At 53.7% G+C, this 24,867-nt stretch carries 27 protein-coding genes; 16 read left to right on the top strand and 11 right to left on the bottom strand.

Annotation, left to right across the window (positions count from 1 at the left end):
- Positions 1-119 precede the first annotated feature (119 nt).
- The 3 genes from L1I42_RS05005 to L1I42_RS04995 all read left to right on the top strand — a co-directional run bounded on the left by L1I42_RS05005 (position 120) and on the right by L1I42_RS04995 (position 2,923).
- A complete protein-coding gene (locus tag L1I42_RS05005; protein WP_236113387.1) occupies positions 120-1,055 on the top strand; it encodes a uracil-DNA glycosylase in 936 nt (311 codons plus the stop codon).
- An 18-nt stretch (positions 1,056-1,073) separates the two neighbouring features.
- Positions 1,074-1,622, top strand: a complete 549-nt coding sequence (gene moaB / locus L1I42_RS05000) for a molybdenum cofactor biosynthesis protein B (protein ID WP_236113386.1) — start codon at positions 1,074-1,076, stop codon at positions 1,620-1,622.
- Between the two features lie 152 nt (positions 1,623-1,774).
- Complete coding sequence (locus L1I42_RS04995; protein WP_236113385.1) at positions 1,775-2,923, top strand: PA0069 family radical SAM protein; 1,149 nt, start codon at positions 1,775-1,777, stop codon at positions 2,921-2,923.
- A gap of 138 nt (positions 2,924-3,061) precedes the next feature.
- On the opposite strand, the gene L1I42_RS04990 is transcribed toward L1I42_RS04995, so the two are convergent.
- The 3 genes from L1I42_RS04990 to L1I42_RS04980 form a co-directional block, all read right to left on the bottom strand.
- Positions 3,062-3,832, bottom strand: coding sequence for a CPBP family intramembrane glutamic endopeptidase (locus tag L1I42_RS04990; RefSeq protein WP_236113384.1), 771 nt, complete (start codon positions 3,830-3,832; stop codon positions 3,062-3,064).
- Complete coding sequence (locus L1I42_RS04985; protein WP_236113383.1) at positions 3,829-4,425, bottom strand: TetR/AcrR family transcriptional regulator; 597 nt, start codon at positions 4,423-4,425, stop codon at positions 3,829-3,831. The genes L1I42_RS04990 and L1I42_RS04985 overlap by 4 nt, the downstream gene beginning before the upstream one ends.
- A 353-nt stretch (positions 4,426-4,778) precedes the next feature.
- On the bottom strand, positions 4,779-5,549 hold the full coding sequence (locus L1I42_RS04980; RefSeq protein ID WP_236113382.1) for a helix-turn-helix transcriptional regulator: 771 nt from the start codon (positions 5,547-5,549) through the stop codon (positions 4,779-4,781).
- A gap of 75 nt (positions 5,550-5,624) precedes the next feature.
- Here L1I42_RS04980 and L1I42_RS04975 point away from each other — a divergent pair, with 75 nt between their 5' ends.
- Positions 5,625-6,569: an alpha/beta fold hydrolase gene (locus tag L1I42_RS04975; RefSeq protein WP_236113381.1), complete on the top strand. Its 945-nt coding sequence runs from the start codon at positions 5,625-5,627 to the stop codon at positions 6,567-6,569.
- 62 nt (positions 6,570-6,631) lie between these two features.
- Here L1I42_RS04975 and L1I42_RS04970 read toward each other — a convergent pair whose 3' ends face one another.
- Entirely contained in the window at positions 6,632-7,438 is an 807-nt protein-coding gene (locus tag L1I42_RS04970) for a mechanosensitive ion channel family protein (RefSeq protein WP_236113380.1), read from the bottom strand.
- A gap of 152 nt (positions 7,439-7,590) precedes the next feature.
- Here L1I42_RS04970 and rnhB point away from each other — a divergent pair, with 152 nt between their 5' ends.
- Both rnhB and L1I42_RS04960 read left to right on the top strand, forming a co-directional pair.
- Positions 7,591-8,253, top strand: a complete 663-nt coding sequence (gene rnhB, locus L1I42_RS04965; RefSeq protein ID WP_236113379.1) for a ribonuclease HII — start codon at positions 7,591-7,593, stop codon at positions 8,251-8,253.
- Positions 8,254-8,408: 155 nt separating this feature from the next.
- A complete protein-coding gene (locus L1I42_RS04960) occupies positions 8,409-9,521 on the top strand; it encodes a site-specific DNA-methyltransferase (protein ID WP_236113378.1) in 1,113 nt (370 codons plus the stop codon).
- A gap of 122 nt (positions 9,522-9,643) precedes the next feature.
- On the opposite strand, the gene L1I42_RS04955 is transcribed toward L1I42_RS04960, so the two are convergent.
- Positions 9,644-10,261: a TetR/AcrR family transcriptional regulator gene (locus L1I42_RS04955; RefSeq protein ID WP_236113377.1), complete on the bottom strand. Its 618-nt coding sequence runs from the start codon at positions 10,259-10,261 to the stop codon at positions 9,644-9,646.
- A gap of 71 nt (positions 10,262-10,332) precedes the next feature.
- Here L1I42_RS04955 and L1I42_RS04950 point away from each other — a divergent pair, with 71 nt between their 5' ends.
- A complete protein-coding gene (locus tag L1I42_RS04950) occupies positions 10,333-11,082 on the top strand; it encodes an SDR family oxidoreductase (RefSeq protein ID WP_236113376.1) in 750 nt (249 codons plus the stop codon).
- A 3-nt stretch (positions 11,083-11,085) separates the two neighbouring features.
- On the opposite strand, the gene mutY is transcribed toward L1I42_RS04950, so the two are convergent.
- Positions 11,086-12,156: an A/G-specific adenine glycosylase gene (mutY, locus tag L1I42_RS04945; protein WP_236113375.1), complete on the bottom strand. Its 1,071-nt coding sequence runs from the start codon at positions 12,154-12,156 to the stop codon at positions 11,086-11,088.
- A gap of 79 nt (positions 12,157-12,235) precedes the next feature.
- On the opposite strand from mutY, the gene L1I42_RS04940 reads away from it, so the two are divergent.
- Positions 12,236-12,748, top strand: coding sequence for a DUF721 domain-containing protein (locus L1I42_RS04940; RefSeq protein WP_236113374.1), 513 nt, complete (start codon positions 12,236-12,238; stop codon positions 12,746-12,748).
- Here L1I42_RS04940 and L1I42_RS04935 read toward each other — a convergent pair whose 3' ends face one another.
- The 3 genes from L1I42_RS04935 to L1I42_RS04925 form a co-directional block, all read right to left on the bottom strand.
- Positions 12,749-13,567, bottom strand: a complete 819-nt coding sequence (locus tag L1I42_RS04935; protein ID WP_236113373.1) for a DUF8758 domain-containing protein — start codon at positions 13,565-13,567, stop codon at positions 12,749-12,751.
- Positions 13,568-13,572: 5 nt separating this feature from the next.
- Positions 13,573-14,487, bottom strand: a complete 915-nt coding sequence (locus L1I42_RS04930; protein WP_236113372.1) for a DUF488 domain-containing protein — start codon at positions 14,485-14,487, stop codon at positions 13,573-13,575.
- A gap of 194 nt (positions 14,488-14,681) precedes the next feature.
- Positions 14,682-15,701: an AraC family transcriptional regulator gene (locus tag L1I42_RS04925; RefSeq protein WP_236113371.1), complete on the bottom strand. Its 1,020-nt coding sequence runs from the start codon at positions 15,699-15,701 to the stop codon at positions 14,682-14,684.
- Between the two features lie 128 nt (positions 15,702-15,829).
- Between L1I42_RS04925 and L1I42_RS04920 the strand changes: the two genes are divergently transcribed.
- The 3 genes from L1I42_RS04920 (at position 15,830) to L1I42_RS04910 (ending at position 20,787) form a co-directional block, all read left to right on the top strand.
- Entirely contained in the window at positions 15,830-16,483 is a 654-nt protein-coding gene (locus tag L1I42_RS04920; protein WP_236113370.1) for a DUF4386 family protein, read from the top strand.
- Between the two features lie 113 nt (positions 16,484-16,596).
- Positions 16,597-17,295: a thioredoxin domain-containing protein gene (locus L1I42_RS04915; RefSeq protein WP_236113369.1), complete on the top strand. Its 699-nt coding sequence runs from the start codon at positions 16,597-16,599 to the stop codon at positions 17,293-17,295.
- Positions 17,296-17,325: 30 nt separating this feature from the next.
- Positions 17,326-20,787 (top strand): chromosome segregation SMC family protein, encoded by a 3,462-nt coding sequence (locus L1I42_RS04910; protein WP_236113368.1) that lies wholly within the window; start codon positions 17,326-17,328, stop codon positions 20,785-20,787.
- 47 nt (positions 20,788-20,834) lie between these two features.
- Here the strand turns inward: L1I42_RS04910 and L1I42_RS04905 are convergent, their stop codons facing one another.
- Entirely contained in the window at positions 20,835-21,455 is a 621-nt protein-coding gene (locus tag L1I42_RS04905) for a TetR/AcrR family transcriptional regulator (protein ID WP_236113367.1), read from the bottom strand.
- 292 nt (positions 21,456-21,747) lie between these two features.
- Between L1I42_RS04905 and L1I42_RS04900 the strand changes: the two genes are divergently transcribed.
- From L1I42_RS04900 to L1I42_RS04880, 5 genes are all read left to right on the top strand, one after another.
- Entirely contained in the window at positions 21,748-22,152 is a 405-nt protein-coding gene (locus tag L1I42_RS04900) for an AtpZ/AtpI family protein (RefSeq protein WP_236113366.1), read from the top strand.
- A gap of 17 nt (positions 22,153-22,169) precedes the next feature.
- Positions 22,170-22,931: a F0F1 ATP synthase subunit A gene (locus L1I42_RS04895; RefSeq protein ID WP_369413067.1), complete on the top strand. Its 762-nt coding sequence runs from the start codon at positions 22,170-22,172 to the stop codon at positions 22,929-22,931.
- Positions 22,932-22,998: 67 nt separating this feature from the next.
- Positions 22,999-23,226 carry a F0F1 ATP synthase subunit C gene (locus tag L1I42_RS04890; protein WP_236113365.1) on the top strand — a complete coding sequence of 76 codons (228 nt, stop codon included), beginning with the start codon at positions 22,999-23,001 and terminating at the stop codon, positions 23,224-23,226.
- A 134-nt stretch (positions 23,227-23,360) separates the two neighbouring features.
- The gene (locus L1I42_RS04885) at positions 23,361-23,888 is read left to right on the top strand and encodes a F0F1 ATP synthase subunit B (RefSeq protein WP_236113364.1); all 528 of its coding nucleotides are present in this window, start codon (positions 23,361-23,363) and stop codon (positions 23,886-23,888) included.
- A gap of 4 nt (positions 23,889-23,892) precedes the next feature.
- Positions 23,893-24,375 (top strand): F0F1 ATP synthase subunit B family protein, encoded by a 483-nt coding sequence (locus tag L1I42_RS04880; protein WP_236113363.1) that lies wholly within the window; start codon positions 23,893-23,895, stop codon positions 24,373-24,375.
- A gap of 125 nt (positions 24,376-24,500) precedes the next feature.
- On the opposite strand, the gene L1I42_RS04875 is transcribed toward L1I42_RS04880, so the two are convergent.
- Positions 24,501-24,851 (bottom strand): potassium channel family protein, encoded by a 351-nt coding sequence (locus tag L1I42_RS04875; protein WP_236113362.1) that lies wholly within the window; start codon positions 24,849-24,851, stop codon positions 24,501-24,503.
- Between the last annotated feature and the right edge of the window lie 16 nt (positions 24,852-24,867).

Here is a 24,867-nt window from a genome sequence, read left to right as displayed (position 1 = left end):
ATAGATTGGCTATTTTATGGCCTAGGTGCAAGGATGTGACATTAAATTGCATCAAAAAAATCGTTCACTTGAGACGCCAGGCGCTATGCGCCCCGAATTCAATGGGCTATGAATAAAATATGAGTGAAAATACCCCACCGCCAAATGACAATGCTGAGAAAGGTGCTTTTGCACCTGTGCCTGGCGCGTCGTATCTGGACGCAGATATGGCCAGCCTTGCCAGCCTGTTGGAATGGTACGAGGCGATGGGCGTTGATTTGGCCGTGGATGATGAAGCGGTGGATCGGTTTGCCGCGCCAAAAACTGGCGTCGCTGCCCCAGCTGCAGCGTCACAAACCTCGCAAAATGCGGCACCGCCAGCAGTGAACCATGGATCGGGGCCTATTGCGAACCCGCTTTTGCAGCAGGAAGAGACCAAACCGGCTGCCCGTCCCCAGAATATGGCCGGCAAAGCCGAGATTGAAATTGCCGCAAAAGCGGCAAAGGCAGCAGATAATTTAGAGGCTTTGCGTGACGCATTGATGCATTTTGACGCCTGCCCGCTCAAGCGCCATGCGGACAAGCTGGTGTTTGGTGAAGGCCCCGCCGATGCCGATTTGATGGTGGCTGGGGGTGCGCCGCGCAAGCAGGATGATTTGGCGGGCTTACCGTTTCAAGGCGCTGAGGGTGCGCTGCTGGAAAAAATTCTCGCCGCCATCCAGCTCGATTACAGCCAGGTTTATCGAACCAATATCTTGCCGTGGCGTCCCGCGGGCGACCGACGCCCCTCGCCCATTGAACATGACTTATGCCTGCCGTTTTTCCAACGGCAGGTTGGGCTGATCAAGCCAAAATTCATCCTCTGCCTTGGCGAACAAGCAGCGCACGCAATTCTCAATCAAAAGGGCAGCATTTTGCGCCTGCGCGGCCAAGCCCACACTGTTGAGATTGATGGGCACCGCGCCCAAGCCTTCGCCACGCTGAACCCGTCCCATTTGCTGAACAAGCCAGCGCAAAAGGCGCTTGTTTGGCATGATATGCTCAAGTTTAAACGCGCTCTTCAAAATGAGAGCTAGTTCTCAATCGGAATTCCTATGTTCAAATTTAATCTTGATGAAACCAAAACACTGATCCCGCTCCACATCGCCATCTTGGCCGTGTCCGACACGCGCTCGCTGGAAAATGATGATAGCGGCGCGTTGCTGAAATCCATGATCGAAGAGAGCGGTCACAAGGTTCTGGATCGGCAGATCGTCAAGGACGATATTGAGGCCATTCGCGGCATTGTCGAGCCTTGGCTCAACGATGCGAACATCGACGTGGTGATCACCACCGGCGGCACCGGCTTTGCCAAGCGTGACGTAACACCGGAAGCTTTAGAGCCCTTGTTCGACAAGCGCATTGATGGCTTTTCCGTGCTGTTCCATCAATATTCTGCCGCCCAGATTGGCACCTCCACCCTGCAAAGCCGCGCCACCGCCGGTTTGGCTCGGAACACCTTGGTGTTCTGCCTGCCAGGCTCCAAAGGAGCGTGTCGTGATGGCTGGCAGGGCGTGATCAACTATCAATTGGACAGCCGCCACAAGCCGTGCAATTTCATCGATAATATTCCACGGCTCAATATGGCGCCAGACCATGACTGACGGGGCTTCGCGCCACTTCTTCCCGCGCTGATTTTGTTAAAATCGCGTTAAATGTTCTTTTTTTGTTCTCCAAATCGTGCTAAGAATCAGGAACACACTGATTTGAACTGAGCGCGCATCTTTGCGCCAAAGGCACGGAGACTAAAATGGGAATGAACGCAGTATTTCCGCCCTCACCGGAAAGCCTGGCGCGCATTGCGAAAAGCAGCGATGCGGATATGTTGTCTCGCAGCATCATCGCGCCACATCTTAATCGCGGGCGCGGGGCTCAATCCAACCAGACTTCAAAGTTTGAACGCTTTAGCCGCGAGAATGTTGAAGATGGCTGGGGCAATCTTGACGCGCTGGAGGCGGTCAAAACCACTGTGCGGGACGAAAAGTCCAAATCGATCATCACCAAAAATGACTCGCCGGACATTCATTTCGATCGCTCGATCAACCCCTATCGCGGTTGTGAGCATGGCTGCGTTTATTGCTTTGCCCGCCCCACTCACACTTATTTGGGCCATTCGGCGGGGCTGGATTTTGAGCGTGAGCTTTATGCCAAAACCAATGCAGCTGAGCGGCTCTATGAGGCGTGGCTGAACAAAAAATACAGCGTGAAGCCGATCGCCATTGGCACCAACACAGATCCCTATCAGCCGATTGAGCGCGACAAGAAGATCATGCGCGCTTTGCTGGAAATGTTTGTGGCGCATAAGCACCCGATCACCATCACCACCAAATCCAGCCTGATTGTTCGAGATCTGGATTTATTGACCCAATTGGCCAAGCAAAATCTGGTGCATGTCACCATGTCCATCACCTCGCTGGACCATATCCTATCGCGGAAATTGGAACCGCGCGCCTCCTCGCCTGCGCGGCGGCTGGAAGCGGTGGAGCTGCTTAGTGCTGCAGGCATTCCGGTTTCAGTGGCCGTCGCGCCAGTCATTCCTGCGATCAATGATGCGGAAATCGAGAAAATTTTGGCGGCAGCATCGGCCAATGGCGCGCAAAGCGCCACCATGATCATGTTGCGCCTGCCGGGCGAAGTGCGGCAATTGTTCCGCGAATGGCTGTTGCGGCATTTCCCGGATCGGCTGCGGCATGTGCTCAATCTGGTGCGCGATGTGCGCCAGGGCCGCGAAAACGACCCGCGCTTTCATTCGCGCATGGCCGGGCAAGGCCCCTATGCTTTCTCGCTGCAACGCCGATTTGACCTGGCGATCGAGCGCTATGGCATGAAAAAGCGCATGCCGCATTTGCGCACAGACCTGTTTACTCCGCCAAAAGTGGAAGACCCGCAGCTAAGTCTGTTTTAGGATTCCCCTATCCTTCGGCCCTAATGCCAACAGACTTGGCTCCCCTACCAGAGTGCCCGCCCCAATTGTCGTGCCCCCGCACGGTACTCCAACGCCTTGGGGCGGCACTCTGGATATTTTTGAGGCGAGATTGGATTCTTAGAATGGCAGCCATCTCAAGCCAGACTGCCCAGTTCGCATATAGACAAAAACACATGCGCAAATGGCCAACAGAACATAGGGACCGATACTCATGGAAAACCAGGCGTTGGCTTCTTTATAGCCGGCAAATATCGCCAGGTTTGCGGCCACATTGAAGGTGAGGTGGATCATGACAGCGGGCAGGATTGATCCGCCCGAGATCGTATAGGCGGCACCGATAATGATGGCATAGAGCATAACATGCACGGCAAACAGAGGCAGCGCAATTTGCGCGTGCGGCGAGTCGATTGCCCAGAGGGGCAAGTGCCAGATCAACCAGATCACGCCAACCATCAGCGAGGCCTCAAGCCAGCCAAATCTTTGATTTAAATGCTCTTGCAGTATACCGCGCCAACCAAGCTCCTCGCCCAAAGGCCCGAGGATCAGATTGAATCCAACAAGTGCAACAACCATACCGACACTAAGGGGAGATGTTGCGTCTGGTGCGAAAGGGCGCAAGATGATCAATACGAGAACGGGCGCAACAATCAGCAGCCAGACCTCTGGCGGAATGGAGGAGACTTTTATAAGGCGCGCCAACAAATCTGATAGTTGACCATTTCGCGCGCTCACGATCAGCGCGGCCAAAGACGGCCCCCATACCATGACCAGCCAGAAGGGAAGTCCGATCAATGTTTCAGGCGACCTAGCAGCCGGAATGGCCCAAATACAGGCAAAGCCCGCAAGCGATATGGCAAAGGTTAGGCCTAGAAAGAAAACTGGCATCATGACGTGCTCACTTTTTTCAATTCGGCGATGGTTGAGTGAAGCTGGGTTGGGTCTTTTAAGAATGGCACCAGGGCTTGAAGCGCTGTTGCCGCAAAACCTGCTGCTTGCTCATCCGTCCAGTCCCCAAGGATATGACGGCGATTGACATGCGCGTTCACCGTTACAAAGAGCTCAGACACATGTGCGGCATCGAATTCGGGAAGAATGTGCTCCTGCATTTTCTTGCCAAGTACTGGGGTCAAATGACGGTCAAAAGCCACCTCAAGGCTGGAGAGATAGTCTAATCGCTCCTCTGGCGCATTAAGATCCGCAACAATGCCGGGATCATTGCCAAGATGACTGGACCCAAAGTCTAAAAGCACTGCAATGGGCCAAACTTCAGACTCATCAAGCACCCTGACGAGCCCCAGCACTTCTTCCTCAATCAATGCATCAAGCACAGCACGCTTATTGCCAAAATGGTGGTAAAGCCCGCCGCGCGAAAGCTGACACTCCAGCCGAATATCCTCCATTTCCGTACCCGCATAGCCGCGCGCCGCAATCAGCAGTCGCGCTTTGTTCAATATGTCCTTACGGCGGTCAGTTTTGCTCAATCGTGTTCGCATAAGGATGTATATACCGACATGTGTCGGTAAATGCAACAGGTAATTCTGACTTACTGGCCGCAGGTTCGCATCCAACAACCAACGTCACCATAGCCGCCCCGGACTACATCCGGGGCCAAAGCAGCAATGATGATATCCGCAAAACCAACCGCGCCCACCACGTCATCCTCGGGCTCGGTCCGGGGATCCAGGCAAGCGCCAACCAAGACCCCAATCATTTAGGTATTGCACAGTAGAAGTTCCCAACTGGATTCCCGCCTACGCGGGAATGACGCTGTGCGTTGAATCCATGCAAATAGCCCAACCCACAACATCAAACCGTAATGCCCTCAGCGACTTCCTTAAATCGTCTGATAAAACGGCCGATATATCCCGGTAAAAACCTCTTTCGGGCGCAAGGAGAAACTGCCGTCCACCACTTTTGCCTTCTTAATCCGATCAATCCGAAAAACCCGCGACGAGTCGCGCAAATGGTCCCAGGCGATGATGTACCAGATGGGCCAGTTGAGCAGGATGAATTGGGCTTCGATCACCCGGGTGCGGCGGGCCATGGCTTCGTTTTGATAGTCGATCTCCAAAAGGCTTTGCTGCAAAAAAGCTTCGGCGATGGATTCGGAGATGTGCTGCGGCGGGGGCGTATATGCGGAGAGTATAGATTTGTTGGCATTGTCGCCGATCATCACCCGCTTGCGGATATTGCTGACGGCGCTGCGTTGTTTTTGTGGAAAGGCTTGAAACAGCTTTTGCTTGATGGCTTTAAGATTGCCGGTGAGCAGCGGTGACTGCAGACTTTCCACAATGGCGAGGGAAAGGATCAGCTCGATCACTTCATAATGGCTTAGATTAAGCCGCTCGATGCCCCAGCGCCCATCCAGTCGAATGCCGCCGCCGCGCCCCCTGTCCGACTCGATGGGATAGCCTGCCTCTTTCAACGCCGCCAATTCCCGCATCAAGGTGCGCTGGCTGACGCCCAATTGCGTGCGTAAATCAGCGGTTGTCCAATGGTCTTCTGATCGGAGCAATCCCAAAAGCCGTGTGCGCCGGTCTGCGCGTTTTTCAAAACTTGAGTCTGCCATCAAACAAATATGCCAAATAATGGCATAAATATCCATAGTGTCCTCAAAGCGAGCCAATCTCGCGATAAAGACCAATGCGCGCCCCAGCGGCGCAGAACGAACAGGTGAATAATGGACACGATGATCAACTCAACCAATTTCCCACCCCCCACCATAATCGCTGTAAATGGTGTGGAGCTTGAGGTGTTTGAAGCCGGCCAGGAAAATAAGGGCAATCCGATTGTGCTTTGCCATGGCTGGCCCGAACATGCCTTTGCCTGGCGGCATCAGGTGCCTGCCCTTGTGGCGGCGGGCTATCATGTCATCGTGCCCAACCAGCGAGGCTATGGCAATTCTTCCTGCCCGGCGGAGGTGACCGCTTATGACATAACCCACCTCACAAACGATCTTGCCGCGCTGCTTGATCATTTCGGCTATGACGAGGCGATTTTCGTCGGCCATGATTGGGGAGCCAATGTGGTGTGGTGCATGGCCCAGTTGCACCCGAAGCGTGTGCGTAAAATCATCAATTTGGCCCTGCCCTATCAGGCGCGGACGGAAAAGCCCTGGATCGAGTTTTTGGAAGAGATATTTGGCGGCGATCATTATTTTGTCCACTTTAACCGCCAGCCGGGCGTGGCCGATGCGGTGCTGGATCAAAATACCAAACGCTTTCTCCGCAATCTGTTTCGCAAAAATGTACCGCTGACGCCGCCGGAGCCGGGCAATATGATGATCAATCTCGCCAAGGCCGAAGAGGCGCCGGGCGATCCAGTGCTGAGTGATGATGAACTAACGGTTCTGGTGCAAAGTTTTGAGCAAAACGGGTTCACCAGCAGCATCAATTGGTATCGCAATATGGACCGCAACTGGCACATCTTGGCCGATGTGGACCCGATCATCAAACAGCCCACTTTGATGATTTATGGCGAGCGGGACATGATCCCTAAATCGGAAAATCTCTCTGACTTTGTGCCGAATGTGGATGAGGTCAGCCTTGATTGCGGCCACTGGATTCAGCAGGAAAAGCCGGAGGAAACCAATCAAGCCATCTTGGAGTGGCTGAACAAGCAATAGTTCCGCCCGGATCAAAAAAGCCCGCCGGTTGTCCGGCGGGCCCTTGCTTTGGCCGAATGGCCTTAGCCTTCTTTCTTAATTTCCACAGAGTGCGGATATGGAATGGAAATGCCTTCTTTATCGAACGCTTCTTTCACCGCTTTGGTCATGGCGAATTTCAGGTTCCAATAATCCGCTGCCTGACACCAAAGGCGCACCGAAATATCAACGCTGCTATCGCCCAAATTTGTCACGCGCAGCCACGGTTCTGGCGTATCCATCACCCGATCGTCGGCTTTGGCCAGATCTTCAATGATTTTCATCGCCTTGTCCGCATCATCATTATAGTCAATGCCAAAAGTCAGATCGCACCGGCGGGTGTTGTGATGGGAATAGTTGGTAATGATTGCGCCCCAGGCCTGACCGTTTGGGATAATGATCTGCACATTGTCAGGTGTGACCAATTCGGTCACAAACAGATTGATGTCCACGACCGTGCCCGCAGTGCCGCCAATATCAACGAACTGGCCGTTTTTGTAAGGACGGAAGATGATCAGCATAAAGCCGGCAGCCAAATCAGACAGGGTGCCTTGCAGCGCGAGGCCGATGGCCAGCGTGGCGGCGCCCAAAACGGCCACAAGCGATGTGGCTTCAATGCCGAACAGGCCGAGCACGGCAATGGCCACCATCAGCAGAATAACCCACTTGGCAATTGCCGCAGCGAAATTGCCAATGGTGCTATCGATACGATCGTTTTCAGCCACCTTTTTGCGCACCACACGTGAGACCGTGTTGGCCACAATCCAGCCGATCACAAGAATGATCAGCGCTTTGATTGCATTGATCACAATCGGGCCATACCCAATTGCCATTTCGGACATTTGTTCCATTTTTCGATTTCCCTGCTGCTTTGTTTTTCTTGGAGGATTTTGGGGGATTAAAATCTTGTTCCCCAAACCATAACAGGGCATAGGCTGAATGCAAACCGGTCGAGCAAAGGGTTCACACTTCACTTGCCTCCTCGACTATGGCACAAATTGCCATGACCAGACCCGACTCATCATCGACTTCACAATCAGATTTATTCGGCAGTCCTGATCTGTCGCTGGAGGACGCGTTCCGTGCGCAGGGCAAAATTGTGTGCGGCGTGGATGAAGCTGGACGCGGGCCACTTGCCGGGCCAGTGGTTGCCGCGGCGGTGATCCTTAATCCCGAAAACGTGCCGGACGGGCTGAATGACAGCAAGAAACTGACCATGAAGGTGCGGGATCGGCTTTATGATGAGATTTTCCTTAGCGGTGCCCAAGTTGGCATTGCCAGCGCGCCGCCGGAGATGATCGCCACCCACAATATTCGTGGCGCCACCCTGTTGGCCATGCGGCGGGCTGTGGAAGCGCTTGCGCAGCAGCCGCACGTCGCCCTGATTGACGGGCGAGATGTGCCGCCCAATCTCCCTTGCGCCGGGCACTCTTTGATCAAGGGCGATAGCCGCTCCCTCTCCATCGCCGCCGCTTCAATCATCGCCAAGGTGACCCGCGACAGGGCCTGTGAGATTATGGAGCGCGATGCCCCCCATTTCGGCTTTTTGAAACATAAAGGCTATGGCACCAAGCAGCATTTGACCGCATTGATTGACCATGGGGCTTGCGATCATCATCGCAAAGATTTCAAGCCAATCGCAGAAATAATTGCCAAAGAAAACTGATTCAAAACAGTGCTTTAGCGGCGCAATCTCATTGTTTACTTTTGGTTTACCATAAGATTTAAAGCTCGCTTAACCCTAACAAATTACAACTGGCGAGGTAGTATTGCGTTAGGGTTAAGTAAATGTTGCGTGAGTTGGGTTCCGAGGCGCGGGATATGGCGCTAGCTTCTGAGGAAGCGAAAGAAGTTTTGCCGATCGACACCATTCTGGTTGGCGATTGTATTGAACGGATGAATGCCCTGCCCGCCGGATCAGTTGATCTGGTGTTCGCCGATCCCCCCTATTTTCTACAATTAGATAAAGGGCTTACCCGCCCCGACCAATCCAATGTGGCCGGGGTGCATGATGATTGGGACAAGTTCAACGATTTCGCCCATTACGACCAATTCACCCGCGACTGGCTGGCCGCTGCAAAGCGCATTCTCAAGCCAAATGGCGCGATCTGGGTGATCGGGTCTTACCACAATATTTTCCGCGTTGGCGCTGCCCTTCAGGATCTGGGCTATTGGATGCTGAACGACATTATCTGGCGCAAGTCCAACCCGATGCCGAACTTCCGTGGCACGCGATTTACCAATGCACATGAGACACTTATCTGGGCAAGTCGAAGTCAAGAATCAAAGCCGGTCTTTAATTATGACGCGCTGAAGCAGGCCAATGATGACACGCAGATGCGGTCGGACTGGCTGTTCCCGATCTGCACCGGGCAAGAGCGGTTGAAGGACGAGAATGACGAAAAGGTACACCCGACCCAAAAGCCGGAATCGCTGTTATATCGGGTACTTATGGCCACAACCAAGCCGGGCGATGTGATCCTTGATCCGTTTTTCGGCACCGGCACGACGGGCGCTGTGGCCAAGAAATTGGGCCGCCATTTTATCGGCATTGAGCGCGAGAGCGACTATATCAATGCGGCGCTGAAGCGCATCGCCGCCATCAAACCGCTGGACAAGGTGGTGTTGGAAACGGTGAAGGGCAAGCGCGCGGAAAAGCGGATTCCGTTTGGCTCTTTGATCGAGCAAGGCATGGTGGAACCAGGCGCTATCTTGTTGGATTCAAAAAAGAAATTCAAAGCGGTGGTGCGGGCCGATGGGTCACTTTCATGCGAGGGGCATGAGGGTTCGATCCATAAGGTGGGCGCCGCGGTGCAAGGGCAAACGGCCTGCAATGGCTGGACCTATTGGCACATCCAACAGGGAAAAGACCTTGTTTTGATTGACGAATTACGCGCGGACATTCGCTCGCGCATGGAGAAATTATCAGCCTGACCTCCAGTACTGCATACAGGCAACCTCGATGCCGCTGGTCTAAGTCAGATCAGCGGCTTTTTCTTTGGGCAGGTGAAATCGGGGTAAAAACTCCAAAAAGTTTTAGATTATTTCAGCAAATTTCAGTTTTCTCTGACTGCATTTATATAGCCGTGTGCCAAAAATTGTGCGCGGGTGAAGATTTGGTCCGCATCTGCGTTGTGCGTGGCCAAAATCCCCTCGATTAATCCGTTTAAGGCGAAGATTAAATCACGCGCCACCATATCCGCATTCGGCACTGAGAATTTGGCGAGCAATGTCGAAATGATGTCGGTGAGTTCTCGCTTGAAGTTGAAGCTTTCATCCGCGAGAGGCAGAAAGCTCTCGGCATAATCGAGCGTGCGCCCCACCATCGGCCAGCTCAGTTGGTGGGCGATGGTCACGCGCAACAGATTGTCCAATGCCTGTTCCAGCGTAAGGTCAGCAGATTGCGCTGCCGCGTCTGCCAATGCATCGCTTAATTGGCTGCGCTTTTGCCGGATCAGTTCGATTAGGATTGCGTCCTTGCTCGGGAAATATTGGTATAGCGTGCCCACGCTGACCCCGGCCACATCGGCGATGTGGTTGGTGTTGAATTTCTCCAACCCTTGCTTTTGTAAAATGCGAGTGCTGGCCTGCAAAATTGCATCAACAGTTACACGTGCGCGGGCTTGGCGCGGCCGTTTGCGAGGACTGGCGGGTTGTTTGGCGAGCGAAGACAAATGCGAGTTTCCAAAACTGAGTAATTACTCAATTATCACACTCAACGATTTTTTGTAAATGAGGTGTGGTGATGGGATTTGACTTTTCGGGCTGCAAGGCGTTGGTGACCGGCGGCGCGCGGGGGATCGGGCTGGAAATTTCGAAACTACTGATCGCGCGGGGTGCTCAACTTATTGTGGTGGGTCGCAATGAAGATGATTTGCGGCGGCTGCAACAGCAATTCCCTCAAGCGGTGACGCCCTATGCTAGTGACCTTGCGGAGGCCAAAGCGGTTGACCAGTTGATTGAGCATCTGCTGACCAACCATCCGGACCTGAATGTGCTGATCAATAATGCCGCGCGGCAGGTTGAGATGAATGTGCTTGCTGGCGATGCACCACGGAACATTGCAGATGGGCGCGACGAAATCGCGCTCAATCTTGATGCGCTTATCTCTTTGAGCCTTGGGCTGCTGCCGCAGTTCGCGCGGCAAGAGCGAGCGCTGATCTGCAACATCAGCACCGGGCTGGCGATTGCGCCGAAAGCGGCCTCCCCCGTTTATTGCGCCACCAAGGCGTGGGTGCGCCATTTCACCCGCGCGATCCGCTATCAATGTGAGGATGAAGCGCCGCAAGTTCAGATCAGCGAAGCGGTGATGGCGCTGGTGGATACGGAAATGACCAGAGGCCGTGGCACCGGAAAGATTTCACCACAACAGGCAGCGCTTGAGGTGGTGAATGGTCTTGCCAAAGGGCGAAATGAAATCTGGGTGGGCAAAGCCAAATTGCTGCGGTTTTTAAACCTGCTGGCCCCGCCCATCGCCGCGAGAATTTTGCGCTAATGACTATTTCAATGCCTTTTGCAGCACTTTTTTGAAGGCGGTGGGCAAGGCTTCGCCCTCGACGGTTTCACCTGGTTGCCACCACCCTTCTGCCGCCGGGGGCGTGTCGCTTTGGATGAACCAGACGGTCACTTCCAAGGCGAAATGGGTGAACACATGGTCGATGGTGCCGCGCTTGTGCCAGTCTCCGGCAAACGGGAACTCGGGTTCGGTGCGGTCGCCAACCCATTCGCTGCCCGGCACTTCCGTCATGGCGGCCAAGAGGCCCTTTTCCGGGCGCTGACGCAGGAAGATGTCGCCCCGCTGATTTTGTACCACAAAGGCATGGCCAAAGCGCTGGGGCTTTGGCTTTTTCGGCGCGGCCACCGGATAGTTTTCCGGCGCGCCGGATTTGCGGCCCGCGCAATTTTCGGCGATGGGGCAAATCAAGCAGTTGGCGCGTTTTGGGGCGCAGATGGTGGCGCCCAAATCCATCAGGCTTTGGGCAAAGTCCCCGGCCCGCTTGGGTACCGACCGCGCCACCACTTCGCGCACAAACGGCTTTTGATCGCGCACCGGCGTGTCCAAAGCGGTATAGCGCGCCACCACCCGGTCCACATTGCCATCCACCACGGCCACCTGCTCATCAAAACAAATCGCGGCGATGGCGGCGCTGGTGTAGGGCCCGATGCCGGGCAGCTTCTGCAATTCTTCGGCACTGGCGGGGAAGATGCCGTTGTGCTCTTCAACCAGCACCTGGGCGCAGGCATGCAGATTGCGGGCGCGGGCATAATAGCCAAGGCCCGCCCAGGCTTTAAGCACATCGTCGCGCGGGGCGGCGGCCAGATCAAAAATAGTCGGCCACTGCGACGTGAACGCGGCGAAATATTTCCCCACCGTCGGCACTGTGGTTTGCTGCAACATAATCTCCGACAGCCAGACGAAATAGGGGTTGGGCAACACCCCTTTTGCCCGCGCCTGCGGCCCCACGCGCCATGGCAATGTGCGGGCTGAGCGGTCATACCACTCGAGCATCGCTTCCGCGTCTAAAGTGGGGGCGTTTTTCCCCCTAGTTTTTGAGATTTTTTCATGCATGATGGGCACTCTACTGCGTTGCGCCGCTGGCTCAAGCCAAAAGCACCATTTGTGCGCAACATATTTGAACGGGCACCCGATGGCAGAGAAGAAAAAAACCAGGCCGTACAAACATTGGAACCGCGCCAAGTCTATTTCGGAATTGGCCGAACGGGCGATTGAACCGCTGGCGCAAAAGCGCGGCTTTGCTAATGCCGAATTGTTGACCCGTTGGGCGCATATTGTGCCCGAACCGTTTGACCAATCGGTGATCCCCGACCAACTCAAATGGCCCCATGCCGGGCAGATTGAAGGCGCAGCCGGCGCGATACTCACCGTAAGCGTCGACCCCATCTACGCCCTCGCCTTCACCCATGAAACCGACATGATCAAAGGCGCAATCAACCGCTATTTCGGCTTTTATCTGGTGGATAAAATCAAACCATCCCGTCGCCCGTTTCTTCCACAGCAGCAAGAGGACACCCGGCCTCAGTTGCGGCCGCTGACGCCGAAGGTTGAGGCGGAACTGAATGCAGAGCTGGATGGCATTGAGGATGCGGAACTACGCGAGGCACTGATGAAGCTAGGGCGGGGGCTTAGGGGGCGGGGTTAGTCAAAGAGGCATCTCTAGTTGTGGGGAGTGTGGTGGATGAAACGTGCCTACGATTAAAAACGGATTTGGGCTGAGACCATGCCAACGTTTTGTTGTTCCTAAAAAGAAGTGTAAGTCTTTCTTTTTTGCAAAATCATTTAGATATTTATCTTTGACCATCTCTGCTGCTTGCTCGGGAGTATGACCTCTGTTTGTACATGATAGATAAAGCTGGCTTGTTTCCCAATCATCAATCTGCATTTTGCTCGTCCTACCGACAGCATCTTCGAATTCGTATAGAAATCTATATGGAATTGCTGGCATGAGCTCAAGCTCAGCCTGTTCGCCGCTGGAAAACAACATGCCCTGTTTTGCTAGCTCCTGAGCGGCTGCTCGCCGATCCTGCTTCTCGTTGGTTTTTGGCTTTACCAGGAAGTTTCGGATTTTTGCTGGCTTGAAAACACAAAGTGAGTAACGATTTTCATTCGCATCTCGAATGATCTCATCGAGCCTCGTTCTTACCACGTTTTTTGATAGTATCAGTCGCCTGCGCTCAGCCCAGTTGTTTTTAGTATCTATCTTATTTAATGGTCTGATAGCATCGATGTTGACTGGGCGAAAGCTCTCTGGACGTAAGTCCGTATCATTCCTCACGAGGTCCAATTCCACCCACTGGTACTTTGAGTACTGTGACTCTTTACCTAACAAACGAAACGGTGCTGGATAAATTCTGACCCATGAGCCATCCTCACGAATGCCCGCTGTACAAACGGTTTCTACATACTTTTTGGAGGTAACCGGATAGGTCTTTACGGTAATTAGTATCTTTTCGATTGCCATAACGACTAAATATGGCGCAGCACAACCTCGTAATTAGAAGCTGCAACAACTGAATTTGCAACACGACTTCTATGGCACATACAATGATCAGCTTCAAAACAGGTTACTGCAACACGTTTCCTTGTATTCAGTTTTTCTAATATAAATTTTACTTCAGTATCAGCATAAAAGAGCACTTCTTTTTCATATTTGTCAAAAAGTTTCTTGTAATCATCTATGTTATTCAATGACTTCCTATCCACTGAGTTTATGCCAAGCTCAGGGATATGTAAGTAGTCGACACCTAACTTAGAAACAGCATCAGACAAAGTGCGTTTTGAAAAACCATATTTGCGGCTTATTGGGTTCTTTCGAACGTCAATAAGTAAGGAAACACCCTTAGCAACCAGTCTATTGAGGTAGTTGTCAATAGATCCCCCCTCGTAGCCAATAGTGAACAGAACTTTCTCATCGCCATCAACCGATGGCTGCATTTTTTGAACTTCTAGCAACTGAGCCGGATTTAGAACTTCGTCTGCAATCTCGCTATTGATGGCATAATAGGGATATTTTTTGTAGACTTCGCGTATCAAGTCTTTACCAGAAATTCCACGATACCTATCCGCAAATAGGTTTACTTTATTAGAAACACTTTCGTCGATATCAATATGAACGTCATCAATACCTTTCGATAATTTCCAGCTGTCGCCCTCCAGCACACCCAGTTCTTTGAGTTTTCGCCTGTCAGCATAGGACTGAAAAGAGAAGCAGCCGTATCGATAGGGTACAAAGTCGAAACTTTTCTCCTGCTCACAAATTCTCGTAAACAGAAATAAATATTTCTGAAAATCTACATTTTTAAGTTCACCGCCGAATGCTTTTAATAGCGCTAAAAGCAGCTTCTGGCGGTTGAATAGTTTGATTCGTTTTACGTCATTCATGGCACTTTAATAATGGCAATTGGTAAATATTTAAAGCCACCTTTGACTTGATGTGTAATGCGTTGTCATTGCAATCATCTATTCCTCATCTCACCGAAATAGCAAAGAATTGCTATCCTCGGGCATTTCTCATCGGTGGAGTAAAGTCGTAAAATGACGCGGGTGGGGTTGATTGGTGCAGTACCACTTCGCCCCTACCCCACCGCCTGCCACGAACCCGGGGCTTGGCCGGTCCAGCGTTTGAAGGCGCGGGAGAAGGCGCTGGGGTCGGAGAAGCCGACGAGGTAGGCGGTTTCGTTGGCGGAGACTTTTTTCTCGGCCAGATAGTGACAGGCCATTTTGTGGCGGAGATCGTCGCGCAATTGTTCGAAGGAGATGCCTTCGGCCTTAAGGCCGCGATAAAGGCTTTGGCGAGAAAGGCCCATTTTGTCGGCCACCTGATCCATGGTCAGTTCGCCCGTATGCAGCACGGGGATCATGATGCTTTCGGCCCGGCCTTTGATGGTTTTGCTGCTTTCCAGCTCTTTGAGCAACGCATCGGCATGTTTGGAGAGAATGCCGAAGGCATAGCGGTCGGCGTAATCGGTTTTCACCGTAAGCCAAGAGGTTTCGATTTCCATGGCGTTGCGGTCTGCCGCGAACTCGACCGGGGCCTGCAGCACCCGGTCATAATCCTTATAATGAGCGGGCCGCTCGTGGGTGACCTTGATGCGTTTGACAAAGGGGGTGTCGCCAAAATGGCGGCGGAACTCGCAAATGAAGCGGCCAAAGGTGCTTTCGGTGAGTTCGGGGAACTCATTGGGGTTCAGCCGCGTATCTTCCAGCCATAATTCTTGACCTTCAGGCACCAGGGCGAAGCGCTCGCCTGCAGTGCCAATATCCACCTCGGCCACAAGCTTGCCATAGCGATTGAGCTGCTCCAGCGCCTCGCCCATATTGGCGGTGGATTCAGCGATCAACCCGACAATGGAGGTGCGGACAAAGGGCATGTCCCAACAATAATCCAGCGAGAAGGCGGGATTGTTCGTGTGTTCGGCGCCCAGCTGCATCATGCGGCGAAACTTTTCCATCGGCACGCGGTTATCCGCATCGGCGAAAATGGCGTCGTCCAAGTCGACAGCGGCCAATAGCACGGAACGCGACGCGCCCTGATCTACCGCATAATCCAAGATTGATTTTAGATAACCAGCTGAAACGCTGCCTTTTTCCATCATTTCGCCCCCCGACTACGCCCCATATCTTAATCTGGTGATATGTGGGGTCAATAAAATGATTTCTCAAGTCATTTGCGCCCTGCCCAATGAAGCTTATGTGCAAGCCACGTTAATTGTGCAGGATGAAAATGATGAATGTGAAATTGCAAAAAGCCGGCGGCGTGGCAGGCATTGTAGCTGGTGGCACCTATTTGTTTGGCTTTGGCCTGTTGCTCGCCGTGTTGGCCCCGGCGGGGTATTTTGAAGGCGAGGCAGCGGACAAGGTTCAATTTATGATCGACAACACGACCACGCTCGCCGTGTGGAATTTTGTCATCTGGATTATGAACAGCTTCGCCATGGTGATGCTGGCCGTGGCGCTTTATGATCGACTGAAAGGCGGCGCGCCGACCTTGGCGGCCATCGGATCTGCCTACGGCTTGATCTGGGCCGGGCTGATTTTGGCGGCAGGCATGGTGTCGAACATCTCACTGGCGGCGGTGACGGGCATGGCGGCAAGCGATCCGGACGGGGCCGCAACGCTTTATCTGGCGCTCTCGCATGTGGAAAACGGAATTGGCGGCGGCAATGAGTTGGCCGGGGGCTTTTGGGTGCTGGTGATTTCGCTGGGGGCGTTTTTGTCAAACCAGCTGCAAAAGCCGCTGAATATTTTGGGCATGGTGATCGGCACGGCGGGTCTTTCCACTTTAATCCCAGCGGCATCAGAGATTGGCGGTTCGATCTTCGGGCTTGGCTTTATCGTCTGGTTTATCTGGGTCGGTGTGTATTTGCTGCGGAAATAAGCAGCACATCACTCAAATGTGAGGTGGGGGCAGGACGGCAATAGCGCCCTGCCCTCTTGCTGCCATCATTATTATGTGTAAGTTGCCATCAAACAATAGATGGAGAGTGGAACGTGGATCTTTCTCGCAGACATATGCTGATGGTTGGCGCCGGGGCCGGTGCCTTTATGCTGGCCGGGTGCGACAACAATGGCGGCAATGCCCAGGCTGAGAACAAAAGCACCGTCAATACAGCTGACAACGAGACCCCAACGGAATATGCGCCGACCGGCGATTTGATGAAACCGCTGGCGTTTGAAGATCGCTGGATCGGCAATGAAGACGCAAAAGTGACCGTGATCGAATATTCATCACCCACTTGCTCGCACTGCGGCACATTCCACAATGCTGTATATCCAGAATTCAAAGAGCAATATATCGATACCGGTAAAATCCGGTTTGTGGTGCGCCCGTTCGTGCGCAACATCCTTGATGCTGTTGTTTATATGCTCGCCGCAAGCGAGGAAGAAGGCGTGAATGTGGATTATTATGAGATCCTCAAAGTGTTCTTTGCGACTCAACGCACTTGGGCTGCCTCTGAAACGCCGCGTGATGCAATTGCCGAAATTGCACTAAATAACGGATTTACACAGGAAACCTTCGACGCCAGCTTGACAAACCAAGCGCTTTTTAAGGAACTAGAATTGTTGCGGACCCAGGCGATTGAGGAATTTAACCTGAGTGCGACTCCATCGTTCTTTGTGAACGGCAAGTTGATTGAAGGGGTAGTGCCGCTTGAAAATTGGGCTAAAGAGATCGATCCACTTCTTTAGGCCCTCGCACTTCGAAAAACGAGGCGCGAGATGAAATTTTCGCGCCTCAAGCTTCTCGGCTTTAAAAGCTTTCCCGACTCCACAGAACTGCATCTGAAATCCGGCCTGACCGGCATTGTGGGCCCCAATGGCTGCGGCAAATCCAATCTGGTGGAAGCCCTGCGCTGGGTGATGGGGGAAAATTCTTATAAAAATATGCGTGCCTCAGGCATGGATGATGTGATCTTTGCCGGATCGTCCAGCCGCCCCGCTCGCAACACGGCAGAAGTCAGCTTGGTGTTGGACAATAAAGACCGCACCGCCCCTGCCATTTTCAACAAAGATGACGAACTGGAAGTGACACGCCGGCTTGAGCGGGAGCACGGCTCCGTCTATCGCGTAAACGGGCGCGAGGTGCGAGCGCGTGATGTGCAGCTTTTGTTTGCCGATGCTTCCACCGGGGCGCACAGCCCGGCGCTGGTGCGCCAGGGGCAGATCGGCGAATTGATCGCGGCCAAGCCAGTGCAACGACGTGCCATTTTGGAAGAAGCGGCGGGGATATCCGGCCTGCACTCACGCCGGCATGAGGCCGAATTGCGGCTGCGGGCGGCGGAGAACAATCTGGAGCGCGTGGACGATATTATCGGCCAAGTCTCCACCCAGCTTGAAAATTTGAAGCGGCAGGCACGGCAGGCCACGCGCTATCGCGGGCTTTCAGGCGAAATCCGCAAGGCCGAGGCGACGCTGTTTCACCTGCGCTGGGTGAACGCCAAGGTGGCGGAAAAAGAGGCGCAGGCCGAGCATCAACGGTTGGTGAATTTGCTGGCCGACGCCACCCATGTGGAACTTGGCGCGCGGCAAAAGCTGGAACAGTCGGAAGCCGAACTGACGCCCTTGCGGCAGGCAGAGGCAGAAGCGGCGGCAGCATTGCAGCGGGTCAAAATGGCGCTGGAGCAGTTGGAGGCCGATGCGCGGCGGGCGAAAAACCGGCGTATTGAGCTGGAAGGCCGCGCGCACCAGGTGCATGCCGATGTGGAGCGCGATGAGACGCAGGTGCAAGAAGCCAAAGAGTTTTTGCGCGGGCTGATCGACGAGCAAAAGGGCTTGCTGGCGGATGAAGAGGCCGAGGCGCAGGATATGGCCGCGGCGCAACAGGAAGCCGAGCATTCCGGCCAAGCGGCAGAAGAATTCGAGAAGGGGCTGAGCGCTGAACGCGACAAGCTGAGCAATTTGCGCGCCCACAAGGCCCAAACCGAACGTAGCCTGAATGATGCCCGCACACGGGCCGAAAAGCTGGCGCGGCAATTGGCCGATGTGCGCGAAGAAGCGCGACAGGTTGTGGCCAAGTTGCAGGAAGATAAAACCATTCAACTTCGCGAGCGCGAGTTGGAAGAGGCCAGAGCGAAGCTGGTCGCCAGCGAGCACGCGGCGGATGCGGCTGAAGCGCAAGTGGAACAGGCGCGGCAAGCGATGGATGCGCTGGCCGAGCCGCGCAGCAGCGCCAAAAGCGAAGTCACCCGGCTGGAGGCGGAAGCGCAGGCCATCGACAAAATGCTCAATGTGCATGACAAATCGCTATGGCCCGCCGTGGTGGATGCGCTGCAGGTGGCACCGGGTTATGAGACGGCACTGGGCGCAGCGCTGGGCGATGATCTGGACGCGTCTTCTGATGCAGGCGCACCGCTTTACTGGGCCGGGGCCGAGGTGGGCGCTGATGACCCCGCCCTGCCCGAGGGCGTGACGCCGCTGAGCCAGTATGTGACCGGCAGCAATTTGGTGACACGACGGTTGAATCAGATCGGGCTGGTGGAATTTGCGCACGGCAAGGCCCTGCACAGCCAATTGCATGTGGGCCAAGCGCTGGTAACGCTTGCGGGTGATTTGTGGCGCTGGGACGGGTTTGTAGCGCGGGCGGATGCGCCAAGCGCGGCGGCACAGAGATTGGCGCAGCGCAACCGGTTGCAAGAGATTGAAGCGGATTTGGCCAAAGCCAAAGCAGCTGCGGCAGAATTGGACACGCAATATCAAACGGCTTCGGCCAAACTGGATGCGGCCAAGCAAGAGGCACAGGCCACGCGCCAAGCCTATCGCGAGGCGCAGCGGCAGATCAATGTGGCGCAGGGCGCGCTGGACGCGGCGCAAAAAGGTCTGGTGGACCTGACCTCTCGTCGTTCGGCACTGGAAGAAGCGGAAATTCGACTGAAATCCAGCCAGGACGAGGCGCAGGCTGCGGTGACCGATGCCGAAGCTGCGCTGGCGCAGATTGAGGATGAGAGCGCCCTCACCCAACAGATTGAAGCGGGCAACCAAAAATTGGCCGAGCTGCGACGCGTGGCCAATGATGCACGGATGCGGCTGGCCGGGTTTGAGAATGCGGCGCGAATGCGCAAGCAGCGGCTGGAGCGCATCGGGGCCGAACAGCAGAAATGGCAAAACCGGCTGAACGATACGCAGGCGCATCTGGATGTGCTGGCGAAACGCAAGGCAGATATTGACGAGCAGTTGGCGCAATTGGCCAGCGCGCCGGACCAGTTCAGCGACAAGCGGGCCAAGCTGGAAGATCAGATTGAAGATGCGGCTCACGCGCAAAGACGGGCGGCGGACAAGGTGGCTGTGGCGATGGAACGCCAGCGCAATGAGGATAAGGATGCCCGCGATGCGGTGGCGGCGCTGTCCAAAGTGCGCGAAGAAATCGCACGGATTGAAGAGCGCCTAAAATCCCTCGCCAGCCAGCGGATGCAGATTGAGCAGATGGTATCCGAGACGTTGGACATTCCCGCGAGCCGTACTGCTGAAGTGGCAGGGCTGAAGCCGGAAGCGCCCCTGCCCGAAATCGACAAGGTTGACGCCAAGCTGGACCGGCTGAAACGCGAACGTGAGCGGCTGGGCGGCGTCAATCTGCGCGCTGAACAGGAAGCCACGGAAACCGAAGAACAGCTCGATATTATGGTGACCGACCGCGAAGATCTGATCGCGGCAATTGCCAAGCTGCGCACGGGCATTTCCAACTTGAACCGCGAGGGGCGCCAACGGCTGAACGAGGCATTTGAAAAGGTGAACAACCACTTCAAAGACTTGTTCACCCAGCTGTTTGGGGGCGGCACAGCAGAACTAACTTTTGTGGAAAGTGACGACCCGCTGGAAGCCGGGCTTGAGATTATTGCGCGGCCGCCGGGCAAAAAGCCGCAAACCATGACATTGCTTTCAGGCGGCGAACAGGCACTGACCGCCATGTCGCTGATCTTTGCGGTGTTCCTGACCAACCCGGCCCCCATCTGCGTGCTGGATGAGGTCGACGCACCGCTGGACGATGCCAATGTGGAGCGGTTCTGCAATTTGCTAGATAGTATGCGCGAGAAAACCGACACCCGCTTTGTGACCATCACCCACAACCCCATCACTATGGCGCGCATGGATCGCTTGTTCGGCGTGACCATGGCGGAAAAGGGCATCTCCAATCTGGTCTCCGTGGATTTGACCACAGCAGAGAGTTTTTTGGAGGATGTGGGGTGATTGGGTTGGCCCCGGATCAAGTCCGGGGCGGCAGGTGAAGCTTCTTATCAGACAACGGCTTCAAGCTCCCCCTCACCTTCCGCATAAAGCCCCAGTCGGGCAAGCTGGGTGAGCGCAATCTCCTCAAGCGGGTCGCAAGTGGGTAAGGTGCGGGCGAGAAGATTGATCTGCTCCAACAGCGCGAAAAGCTGATGTCCATGTTTTTCACAGTCGGTGGTGCGGGGCAAGTCTTTTGCGGCGACGGCCCATAAACAGATTTCGATCAATCGTGCGATGCGATCTGCGTTGATTTGCAGGAGCAGTTTGCGCAGCGCTGGCTCATTGTCGCGCGTTTCAATGGCGAGGTTGGTCAACAGACAGCCTTTGCGGTCGGGATCGGCGCGGTGCGCGACGCACATCTCACGTATCAAAGCGGTGAAGAGATATTTCACATCGATTGGCGGCTCTGCGACCACCAATGCGATTTGCGGTGATTGTACCTCATAATATAACACCAGATTTTGCAGCAGGGCCTCGCGGCTGCCGAATGCATTGTAAAAACTCGAGCGGGTCAGCCCCAAACAATCGGCCATGCCCTTCACACTCATCGACGACAACCCATGCCGCCAGAAGCGGTCCAGTAATATTTCATAGGCATCTGTAAGGTGAAAGGATTTGTGCCGGGCCATAATGCTCTCAAGTTGGATAGCTTATTTTTATACATATATGTACAAAATTCAAGCACTTGCCGAATCTTAGCTATGGCCAGTCCTCGGATTTATGTTCAAAATGTGCGCAAAGTTAAATTCGCGGTAATTTTGCCGCAGCAAAAAGATTCGCACACTCTCATTTATCATTTATATTCAAGACCTTAACGCAACACCCATAATCTTGACAGCAAAATGGCAAAGCCCTATGTTGCCCCCGAATTTGAGGGGCACTCTATTTTGTGCGTAAAGCCAGTTTTGGCGGGTTGGTAAAATGTCCAATTCTGATGAAAATGGCGCCAAAACAGACGCCCCGAAAGGTTTGGTTGGTGGTCCACCCACTGGCGATCTCGATGCCCGCATTAGAGCGGCACGGCAACGAGGTGGTTATGGTGAATACAAGACTGAACCTAAAGAGCACCTATCTGGTCACGCGAAGGCGGCGCGGTTGGGCACCGAGTTTATCGCAGCGATCATTGTGGGGGGCTTTATTGGTTATTTTGCCGATATGGGTTTGGGCACATCGCCCTGGCTTTTATTGGTGATGGTGCTGGTGGGCTTTGTTGCTGGTGTGATGAATGTTGTGCGATCTGCCGCACGCATGAATGCCGAAGCGATCATCACACCGAAGATGGATTTAGGGCCGGATACGCATCGCGATGATGCTGACGGAAAATAGCGATAAGGGGCTGGGGCGTGGCAAACGATCCAATTAAACAGTTTAAGATCACGGACATTTTCACCATTGGTGGCGAAGGCGAAACTGGCGGTTTTGAAATCGCGTTCACCAACTCTGCCCTTTTTATGGTGCTGACTGTTGTCGCGATCTCAGCATTTTTGATCTTGTCAACCCGCGGTCGCGGCCTTGTGCCGGGGCGACTGCAGCTTCTGTCCGAGATGATGTATGAGTTTGTGGCCAATATGGTGCGATCGAGCGCAGGCACGGAAGGGATGAAGTTTTTCCCATTTGTGTTCTCGCTGTTCATGTTCGTGCTGGTGGCCAACCTGTTTGGTATGGTGCCTTACTTCTTCACAGTAACCAGCCATATCATCGTCACATTCGCCCTCGCCATGCTGGTGATCAGCGTTGTGATTATTTACGGGTTTATGCGCAATGGCCTGGGCTTTTTGAAGCTCTTTGTGCCGGCTGGCGTGCCCGGATATGTATTGCCGATCGTTATTCCGATTGAGATCGTTTCATTTCTCTCTCGTCCGATCAGCCTTTCAGTTCGTTTGTTTGCCAATATGCTTGCGGGACACATCACTTTGAAAGTGTTCGCCGGCTTTATTGTCAGCCTCTCTTCGCTTGGTGCGGTTGGTGTTTTGGGTGCCACCTTGCCATTCGCTATGACCGTTGCGCTAACAGCGCTTGAATTCCTGGTGTCTGCCTTGCAGGCCTATGTGTTCGCGGTTCTCACATCTATGTATCTGAATGATGCAATTCACCCAAGCCATTAACAACTACGGTTTCAACTAACAATGCGGCAAATGCCGCAATAAGGTCCAGCTTTTAAAGGAGTTCAAAATGGAAGCGGAAGCAGCAAAACTTATCGGTGCCGGTATCGCATGTGTTGGCATGGCAGGCGCAGCAATGGGCGTGGGCAACATCTTTGGCAACTTCTTGTCAGGTGCGTTGCGCAACCCTTCAGCAGCACAAGCTCAGTTCGGTAACCTCATCTTCGGTTTTGCGGTGACTGAAGCTTTGGGCATCTTCTCGTTCTTGGTTGCCCTGTTGCTTTTGTTCGCCGTTTAATCAACGCGCGTTAAAAGTTTTAAGGCAGCCCAATTTTCAAATGGGCTGCCTTTCATTGCATTTTTGCCCGACTTTGGCAGAATAGATGCATTGTTTGTTGCCTTTATTGGCGACGGTAAAAACCAGGTATTCACATGGCAAGCAAAACAAATAGCGCACAAGAAGCAGCGGCAAGCGTTTTCCCGCCGTTTGATCCAAGCACCTTTGGATCTCAGCTATTGTGGTTAGCACTTACATTTGCTGCGCTTTATTTCCTGATGAGCAAGGTGGCTTTGCCGCGCATTGGCGAAATTCTTGAGGTGCGGCGTGACCGCATTGAAGGGGATTTGGCTGAAGCCGAACGGCTGAAGCAAAAGACCGACCAAGCCATTCAGGCCTATGAAGCAGAATTGGCCGATGCCAAGCAAAAGGCGCATAATATTGCTGAGGAAACACGCGATACCATCCGTGCTGATCTCGACAAGAAACGCGCCAAGGTCGAAGCCGATCTGGCCAAGAAAATGGCTGCAGCAGAAAACGATATTCGCGAGACCAAACAGGCTGCTATGGAGCATGTTGAGGAAATCGCATCTGAAACAGCTTTGGCGATTGTGACCAACATTGTTGGCCGCACCGCGCAAAAAGCTGCGAAAGACGCGGTCGCGAAAGTGGTGAAAGGATAACAAGATGGAACTTGATGCATCCCTTTGGGCGTTTATCGGTCTTGTTGTCTTTTTGGGACTAATCACCTATTTGGGCGTGCCCAAAAAAGTGATTGCCACGCTGGACGACAAGTCCAAACAGATTGCGGATGAGTTGGAAGAGGCCAAGCGGTTGCGCGAAGAGGCGCAAGCCCTTCTGGCGGAATATGAGCGTAAGCGTAAGGCCGCGGAAGATGAAGCAGCCGAGATTGTTGAAGCTGCCAAGTCTGAAGCTGACCGGATGACAGAAGAAGCGCAACAGTCGCTGGATGATTTGATCACCCGCCGTACCAAAGCGGTGGAAGAGAAAATTGCCCAAGCGGAAGCCCAAGCGCTCGCTGACGTGCGCGCTCGCTCTGCAGATATTGCTGTTGAAGCTGCGCGGATCGTTCTGGCCGACAAGATGTCCGAAAAGGGCGACGCGTTGATCGACGCTGCCATTAAGGACGTGTCAGCCAAGCTGAACTAGGGTCAACCGGACCTCTGTCAACAAATTAGAGCGGGCCTTTATGGCCCGCTTTTTTTTATGTCTGCTATTGTTCTCCCGCCAATACCAATCCCCAATTCCCGCCGATCAAGAGCAGGCACCACTCATCACGTCCTTTTTGATGTCTGGCGCAGTTCTTCAATCTCTTCAGCCGACTGGCGCAGCATCGTATTGGCAATGCGCGTGACCAACGCCACAAAAATACCCATGCCGGAAATGACGTACACAATGGTCAAAAATTTGCCGATATCAGTTTTTGGTGTGAAGTCGCCATATCCGACTGTGGAAATAGTCATCACAGAGAAATAAAGCGAGTCTATGAACCCCCACCCCTCTATCCACATATAGAGCAGCGACGTCAGAAAGATAATTATCAGGGTGACGCTGAGAATTGTACGGACGGTTTCGTCGCCGAATGCGGCTTTCATACCGTGCCAGAATATAAAAAATTTTCGCACCTTCTCACTCCTTCTT

Origin of the sequence: Maritalea mediterranea (assembly GCF_021568695.1) — a bacterium.
Taxonomy (GTDB): domain Bacteria; phylum Pseudomonadota; class Alphaproteobacteria; order Rhizobiales; family Devosiaceae; genus Maritalea; species Maritalea mediterranea.
The sequence above is the reverse complement of the archived record's forward strand: the minus strand, read 5'-3'. Positions and strand labels throughout refer to the sequence as shown.